At 51.0% G+C, this 7760-nt stretch carries 9 protein-coding genes; 3 read left to right on the forward strand and 6 right to left on the reverse strand.

The window, feature by feature from the left end; all coding sequences use genetic code 11:
- The 6 genes from VAE48_RS09775 to VAE48_RS09800 all read right to left on the reverse strand — a co-directional run.
- Window positions 1-544 (reverse strand): GntR family transcriptional regulator (locus VAE48_RS09775; protein ID WP_322793140.1); only part of this gene is annotated, 544 nt, incomplete at its 3' end.
- Between the two features lie 203 nt (window positions 545-747).
- A complete protein-coding gene (locus tag VAE48_RS09780) occupies window positions 748-2139 on the reverse strand; it encodes a PTS transporter subunit IIC (RefSeq protein ID WP_322793141.1) in 1392 nt (463 codons plus the stop codon).
- Between the two features lie 119 nt (window positions 2140-2258).
- Window positions 2259-2561: a hypothetical protein gene (locus tag VAE48_RS09785; protein WP_322793142.1), complete on the reverse strand. Its 303-nt coding sequence runs from the start codon at window positions 2559-2561 to the stop codon at window positions 2259-2261.
- Window positions 2562-2564: 3 nt separating this feature from the next.
- Window positions 2565-3500, reverse strand: a complete 936-nt coding sequence (locus VAE48_RS09790; RefSeq protein WP_322793148.1) for a histidinol-phosphate transaminase — start codon at window positions 3498-3500, stop codon at window positions 2565-2567.
- On the reverse strand, window positions 3501-3710 hold the full coding sequence (locus VAE48_RS09795) for a hypothetical protein (protein WP_322793143.1): 210 nt from the start codon (window positions 3708-3710) through the stop codon (window positions 3501-3503).
- A 42-nt stretch (window positions 3711-3752) separates the two neighbouring features.
- Window positions 3753-4208 (reverse strand): PTS sugar transporter subunit IIA, encoded by a 456-nt coding sequence (locus VAE48_RS09800; RefSeq protein ID WP_322793144.1) that lies wholly within the window; start codon window positions 4206-4208, stop codon window positions 3753-3755.
- Window positions 4209-4710: 502 nt separating this feature from the next.
- On the opposite strand from VAE48_RS09800, the gene VAE48_RS09805 reads away from it, so the two are divergent.
- The 3 genes from VAE48_RS09805 to VAE48_RS09815 form a co-directional block, all read left to right on the forward strand.
- Window positions 4711-6795 (forward strand): BglG family transcription antiterminator, encoded by a 2085-nt coding sequence (locus VAE48_RS09805; RefSeq protein ID WP_322793145.1) that lies wholly within the window; start codon window positions 4711-4713, stop codon window positions 6793-6795.
- Window positions 6796-6935: 140 nt separating this feature from the next.
- A complete protein-coding gene (locus VAE48_RS09810) occupies window positions 6936-7232 on the forward strand; it encodes an HPr family phosphocarrier protein (RefSeq protein ID WP_322793146.1) in 297 nt (98 codons plus the stop codon).
- Window positions 7233-7238: 6 nt separating this feature from the next.
- On the forward strand, window positions 7239-7760 hold a 522-nt coding region (locus VAE48_RS09815; protein WP_322793147.1), incomplete at its 3' end, for a phosphoenolpyruvate-utilizing N-terminal domain-containing protein.

Genomic DNA, 7760 nt, shown 5'->3' on the forward strand with positions numbered 1-7760 from the left:
ACACCTCCTTTTGTGCCATGAGTTGATACAGCGAGCCCACCGCTTCGAGCTCAGACCGGCTGAACTCCAAACGGGCAATCCACGCATTATGGACGCCGACCGGCTGTTCGTTGGCCAAACGCAGGCGGCGGATATGGATGACGGTTTCGTTTTCGCCGAGGCGCAAGGCATGTTGAACGAAGGAGGGCGGGGTGATGCGCTCGAATTGCAGGATTCTGGAACCCGGCAGCAGGTTGCGGGCGCGCATGTCCTCGGAAAACGAAAGCATCCGTTCAAGGCTGTGTTCCAAAAAACGGGGGGCCACGTAAGTGCCGCGCCCGCGGACACGGTAGATATACCCTCCCCGCACCAGTTCGTTCATCGCCTGACGAACGGTCATCGGCACAATGCCGAACTGGCGGGCAAATTCATTCTCAGAGGGCAGCTGCTGATTGGGCTGAAGCTGACCATCCTGAATGGCTTTGAGGATGGCGGAACTGAGCTGGCGGTAGATGGGGATGGCGCTGTCTCGCTGAATGACGAGCGGGAGGGGAAAAGGGTTCATGGCTTATTTAGTTAACTAGAGAACTAGATAAGCAAATTGTACATCCGTTTTCGGTAAACTTCAAGGGTGATTTTCACAAAAAAGCCAAATTGATCAGCATTCCGGGTGGTAAACCGGCAGGCTCACCCGTGGATTCGAGTGAGCCTGCCTTGAAAGGAGAGACCCGCTTCTGGCAACCGATAAATTCAAATACGGGTCAGCAGTTAATCAGCCGTTGCCGCCAGCGCTGCGGAGCGGCGCTTTTGTACGTTGTAGCGCAGACGGAAGGCTGTTCCAATGGCTGCTATCACGACCATTGCCGCTAGAACGCCGCCAATTCCAATTGTGTTGAAGTTTTCACCCAGGAAGCCGGTCACCAGCATGTCCTGACAAAAGTAAAGGAAGGTTGAAGTTGCGCCGGTCACCCCTTCCACGCCCTGCAGTTTGGCAACTGCATCCGCCCACGGGGCTACAAAGATACCGGTTATGGTCGCAAGTCCACCCATCAAAATCGTAGTAATGAAGGTGCGCAGCATATCACCCTTGTTGGGCGCTGCGGCAAATACCCAGAAGAACAGGAGCGCAGGCAAGTCCGCCAGCGGAACGCTCAATGTACCCGGAATGATGAACGCCCAGGCAATCATCACCGGCACCATCAACGCCGTGGTTGCCAACACCGAGGTGTGCCCTACCGCAATTGCCGGATCAACGCCGATGAACAGCTGCTTACCTTTGGTACGCGCCTGCATAAAGGCGGCCGCCGCTTCCGAAACCGGCACGAGTGCCTGCATGACAATACCCGACATCATCGGCAGCAACACAAGCGCGGTAGCCAGTTTGATCATCAACATGACAATATCGCCCCACCAGAAACCGGCCCCAATACCCATTAGCAAGCCGATAATGCCACCCAGCACGGCCGGTTCACCAATCGCGCCAAATTTCTTTTGCACGTATTCGGGAGTGAACTTTGCGGATGAAGTAAAGGGCAATTTATCGAGAAGGGAGGAAATCGCATGGGCAAACATCCCCCACCAAACATTGAAACCCTGATAAAAAGCAATGTTCTTGAAACCGTAGAACTTTTCCGGGTAACCCTTGTTGGCGTACCAGTCGGTGACCATCAGGTTGACCCAGCACCAGCCGGCTGCCACAATCAAAGAAGCCAGCACATTGTTGGTCAACGCCAGCATGATCAGCGCACAGATGGTGGCTTCCCAGGTGTCCCAGATATTTAGATTCAGGGTATCGGTCAGGTTGGTCACAATCAGCAGCAAGTTGACTGCCAGGCTGATGGCAATCACCGCGTAGGCAATTGGATGGCCAAAGGCAAAGGCGGCATAGGCACCCCAGCCGATATCGGTATAGGTGAATACACCGCCGAATCGCTCGGTCAGCGCGGTTGCCGCCGGGCCCACCCCGGCAAGAAAGAAGTCCACAATGATATACACGCCCTGAAAACCGACCGAGATCATCAAACCGTTGCGAATGGCGCGCACCGGCCCCAACCGGACAATCAACCCAATCAGCGAGAAGACTACAAAAATCATGAACAATGCGCCCAGGTTGACGACCGGCTCGAGCAAAGTTTGAATGGTGTTAAAAAATCCGTCCATCTTCCCAAATTCCTTCCTTGTAAAAAATGAGATTTACGACAAGTTCAAACCGATTTGTGAACAGGCAGTACTGTTTCTTCCCGCGCTCTCCTCCTTCTGTGCCAATCTCAAAACGATGATTAATCCTTGATTTTGGCAACGGCTTCGAAAATCTGGTCAAATAATTCTTTTTGACCAATACCGGTCAACAGCGGCACACCATTGAAAACCGGCACATCATCCCGCGGCGGAAGCACTGCTGTTGCCACGATAATATCGGCCTTGGTGGACTGCAGCAGCACATCGGCATCGGCTACTTTACCTTTCTTGACCACCACCGCCACATTACGTTTCCTGGCTTCTTCTTCAATTTTCACTGCTGCCAGCGTAGAAGTAGCAATGGAAGATCCGCACATGACCAGAATCACAGCTGCTCGATTCATCGTTTATGACATCCTTTCTGAGATAGTGGTTGATTGAAGTGGAAGGGAATTTTCCTCAAAATACTTTCGAAGTTCGTTCAGCACACCCACAACATCCTCGTGCGTCCCAATGGTGATGCGGAAGTATTGATCGCCGGGTAAACCGCGCGCATTCACAAAACTGCGGGTAATGTAGCCCTTGCTAAGCAGATATTCATAAATATGACTGGCTTTAAAGCCGTTATCCACCCGGATCATGACAAAATTTGCCTGAGAAGGAATGGGATAAAAACCGGGGAATTTCTTGAGCTCGTTGAAAAGAAATTCCCGATCTTCCTTGACTTTGCGTACATTTTCGCGGATGTAGTCGGCATCCTCGATAGCTGCAATGGCAGCGACTTTGGTCACCAGTCCAATGTTGAGCGGGGTGCGCACGCGGTTGACCGCCTCAATCAGTTCCGGGCGGGCAACAATCCAGCCCAAGCGAATACCTGCCAGACCCATTGCCTTGGAAAAGGTGTGACTGATGATCAGATTGGGATATTCGTCCACCAAATCTTCCACCGGACTGTCACCAAATTCAAAGTAAGCCTCATCAATGGCGACCAGAATACCTGTTTCACACAGGCCGCGCACCAGCTCGCGGCTGATTTGATGCCCATCCGGGTTATTGGGACGGGAAATGAGCGCCATTTTGGTTTTAGGGGTAATCTTCGAGGTAAAACTTTCAAGGGTGTAATTAAAATCCTGATCAACCGGCAGAACACTGACCACCGTCGCGCCGTAAAGCGGCACGCGGCGGGTATAAGGGGAATAATCCGGCGTGGAGATGAGAATTTCATCGCCTTCATCCAGAAAAGCCTTATAAAGCAGGTCAATGACTTCCATCGAGCCGTTGCCGCAAGTAATCCAATCCGCCCTCCCTGGCAGCCCAACATACTCGGCTAATTTGGCGCGCAGTTACACGTCGGTATAGGGATCTTCGGGGTAGTAATTGAGTAGATCGGCAATCTGACGCACAGCTTCAACCACCTTTGGAGAAGGCGGATAAACCAGTTCGTTGCCCATCAACCGGCGGTATTGCGGCTTCTGCCACCCCAGCCGAAAATGATGAAGGTTGTAAATTTCTCCAACTTTGGATGCTTTACTGATAAATTTTGAGACGTCCATTGTTTTTTCCTTTGCTGTAAAGATAGTAAATACCGATGTTGCTCAATCCACTCGTTTTAAGTGGTCAAGGAGTGAGATCAAATCCTCCTCTTGCCGCAGCCGGGCAAGTTTTTCGCCATCCGAGATGAAATCTGCCAGTGCCGACAGGAATGCCATATGATCATCTGGATTGGCGATCAGCAGCAAGAAGACGATCTGAACCTGCACCTCACCACCCTGACCTCCCATAGGCTCGAAGAGAACCGGTTGTTTCAAAACCGCCACAATCATGCCGGGCACCAGCGTCCATTCGGCATCTGCATGGGGAATGGCAATACCACTCCCTGCCGCATGAATTCCCGTAGGGTATTTCTCCTCTCGTTCCAGCAGCGCTTGTTCAAAGCCTTCTTTAGCCCAGCCTTCCCGAAGGGCAATTTCAGCCAATTCTTTCAACAGCGTGCGCCGATCCATGGGCTGGTCAAAGCGGGCAATTTGGAGAGAATTGAGAATAGATAGCAATAGATCACCTCAGAAATGTAAATTTTTCGCGACTTTGAATTGGGGGGTTCAGGCACTGATCCGTCAGCGTTCAGCCTGTCTGGGATTGCTGTTTTTGATTATAGAAAAAAGCAGGCCGATTTGTTTCATTGGCTTTTGTAAATACAACTTATGACAAAATTAGATCATTTCAATGAAATTTGCCTCCAATTACTTGCTCACACGCCTGTTCAAAAGGTTTATGGACATACCAGTCCTAACCAGACAATCACCACAGGATGAAACTGTTCAGACAAATATTTTTCGATTTCATGCCCGCCAAAATAAAATAAAAAAAGCCAGAACGGCTCGAGAGCGATTATTGCTTATCCGGTATTGGAAGCCACTGGAATTCAATTTTCCAATAGAGAAATTTGACGAACCGGACGATTCCGCTTGCGGCAGGCCTGCCTTTAGGCTATAATCTGCCGAAATTCGCAAAAAGTTAGTTAATACAAAATTAGTTTAATTAACCTGACCACCCATGCCCGGCTTAAAGATCAATATCAACCCCCGCCAGCGCAGTATCATTTACGCCTTGCTGCAAAGTGACGGCAGGCTGACCATTGAGCAGCTTGCCAAGCACTGCGGTCTGACGGCGCGGGTTATCCGCTACAACCTGGATACCGTGCGCGCCTGGCTGCGCAACGAAGGTATTCCCGTTCGCGTCCGTCCGGGATTTGGGATTGAAATCGAGGCTAACCGCGCCCAGCGCAAACGGCTGATGGCGCTGTTTGAACAATCTCAGGAAGAAAATCTGGTTTTCTCGCGCACGCAGCGTCAACATCTTCTTTTATTCGAATTGTTGACCTCCCCCGCTCCGCTCACCTATCAGCAGCTCGCCGAAATGGGAAGCGTTTCCCGTTCGACGATTGTCAATGATATTGAAGATATGGGGGAATGGTTGAAGCTTTTTTCGATTCAGTTAAGACGACTGCCAAACCGCGGGGTTTTCATTCAAGGAAGCGAAGCAGCACGCCGATTTGCCCTGCTCAACCTGATTCGCGAAGAGCTGGGTGATCGAAAGTGGTATCTGTTGTGGAAGATGCACCCGGACGAACCCGGCGGAGACAAATCTATCCCCCCGCAATTGGAAAATTTTTTACGCAGTCTCCCACTGAAAACCGCTCATGTTGAGATCGTCCGCATCGAGAACATGATCGGCCGCTCGATGTCATTGTATTCCAAAGTTGAAACGCTCGTGTATCTGGCAATCAGCATTGTATGCCTGCAAGAAGGCCGGTCAATCCCCGCTGAAGAAACCATTTCAGTCGAGAGAAACCTGTATTACGAAGTTGCTGCTGCTGTTTTTGGCGACCTGAGAGCCAGGCATCATATCTCTGCCAGCCCGACAGAGGTTGGGCTGCTGGCAGCCTGTCTGTGTGGTGCAAAATGGAACGCGCCCTCTCTGGACTTAAGCGGTCAGACCAGCCGGACGGATTTGGAAGCACTGTATCCCGCCGGCGCTGCCTGTGCAAAAAATATTATCTCTACCTGCGCCCGGCGACTGCATCCGCTGTTGCTGCTGGACGAGGAATTGTTCGCAGAACTGACGCGCCATCTGGAGCCGGTGCTTTACCGCATCCGTTACCACCTGCCTATTTTGAACGAAAACCTGCCGCAAATACGGCAATTCTTCCCGGAAATATTTTTGACGGCGCAGCAGAGCCTGAATGAAATTGAAAAAGTACTGAATTTATCCATTCCCCCGGAAGAAACCGCCTACGTTGCCATGTATTTGCTTTCGGCATTGAACCGTTTGAACATCAAAGACCGTAACAAAATATCGGTGGTGCTGGTGGGGGATGGAATACGCGCCAAGGTCTCCCTGTTGCGCTCACGCCTGGAAAGAGAATTTCCCAACTTGAAGGTGATCGGTATCGTCAACGGGTTTGGTACTGAAAGTGAGATTCTTCAGCAGGCTGACCTGATCCTTTCCACCGATCCAATTGAACTGCCGGATCATCCCCTGCTGAACGTCAGCCCCTTTTTACAGCCGGCCGAAAAGAAAATGATCCAGAACTGGCTGGTCGAACGGGAAGGTGAAGTACAGCGCTTTGTGTTCAGTGATGCAGAAAAGCCGGAATTAATAGACCTGCTGCGCCCTGATCACATCTTGATCACCGACGAGGCGCTGGACTGGCGAATGGCAGTGCAGAAAGCCAGCCAGCCGCTGCTGACCAATGGGTACATCCTGCCCGAATACGTGCGGGCAATGACCGCCATCATCGAACAGCACGGGGCATACATGTGGCTTGCGCCGCAGGTTTTGATTTTGCACGCCCGCCCGGTGGACGGTGTCCTGCGTTTGTGCCTCAGCATCCTGATCCTCAAAAATCCAGTTGCTTTCGGCGAAAGGCCTGAACATCAGGCGCAAATTTGTCTGGTGCTGGGAGCGGTGGACGATCACGCCCACCTGAAGGCTTTATTGGAATTGAATCACCTTCTTAACCAACCCAATTTTCGCGAGAAGCTGGGACAGGCACAAAGTCCTGCAGAAGTCATCCGCGCTTTCTGGTCATCCGTGATGAACCTTACCGCCGAAGAAGAACCTGGCAGCTCCAATTAATTTAATTTTGTCACAACCACTGTTGTACAAAATCCAACAATCCCAACTTAAAACAAGCATCTATAATCAATTCAGATAACTAATCCGCAGCGTTCGGTTTTTCACAAAGTCAATCACACATTATCGGGAAGGAAAAAAACATGGAAATGGTAGAACAACAGGTTTTTGAACAAATCCTTGCGGTTGAACACGAACACGGTTTGCACGCCCGCCCCGCCGACCTGTTTGTGCGATGTTCCAATCAGTTTTCTTCCTCAATTTACCTTTATAACCTGACCCGCAATGGAGAAAAGAAAGCCAACGCCAAAGGAATTTTAGGCGTCCTTTCTTTGGGAGTGCGAAAAGGGGATGTCATTAAGATTGTGGCTGAAGGTGAGGATGGCGCTCAAGCCATCGCCGCTTTGACTGCCCTGATTCGTTCCAACTTTCAGGAATGACAAAACATGCAAACGGTCAAAGGTATTTCGGTTTCACGCGGTATCAGCATTGCACCGCTCTTTCAATTCCGCAACACACCCCTGACCCATGAACGCCGCCGCATCGAAAACCCCCTTGCTGAATGGGAACGCTATCAACAAGCGGTACAAACCAGCCTCACCCGTTTGGAGCAGATTTATCATCAGGCAGTTGCTGAAGTCGGTACTGATGAGGCCGGTATCTTTCATGCGCACATCTCCATTCTCCAGGATCCGGATCTGAACGATGGTGTCAAAGACCGTATTTACAGCGAGAAGATCAACGCAGAAAACGCTTTATATGAAGTCAGCGAAGAATACTGCCGCACGCTGGAAGAAATCAATGACGAATACATCCGCGCCCGTACCACCGATATCCGCGATGTGCGCGACGGCGTGCTGCGCATCCTTTTAAATGTGAATGACCAAACTGTCAAGATCAAAACCCCGGCAATTGTAGTTGCCCGCGACTTAACCCCTTCGGAATGTCTGCTGCTCGATCGCCGGCTG

The organism is Bellilinea sp. (assembly GCF_034432615.1).
GTDB lineage: Bacteria > Chloroflexota > Anaerolineae > Anaerolineales > Anaerolineaceae > Bellilinea.

Coding starts and splice junctions, on each gene's coding strand:
- VAE48_RS09780 (WP_322793141.1), bottom strand. CDS start 2,139: ATGGACGGATTTTTTAACACCATTCAAACTTTGCTCGAGCCGGTCGTC.
- VAE48_RS09785 (WP_322793142.1), bottom strand. CDS start 2,561: ATGAATCGAGCAGCTGTGATTCTGGTCATGTGCGGATCTTCCATTGCT.
- VAE48_RS09795 (WP_322793143.1), bottom strand. CDS start 3,710: ATGGACGTCTCAAAATTTATCAGTAAAGCATCCAAAGTTGGAGAAATT.
- VAE48_RS09805 (WP_322793145.1), top strand. CDS start 4,711: ATGCCCGGCTTAAAGATCAATATCAACCCCCGCCAGCGCAGTATCATT.
- VAE48_RS09810 (WP_322793146.1), top strand. CDS start 6,936: ATGGAAATGGTAGAACAACAGGTTTTTGAACAAATCCTTGCGGTTGAA.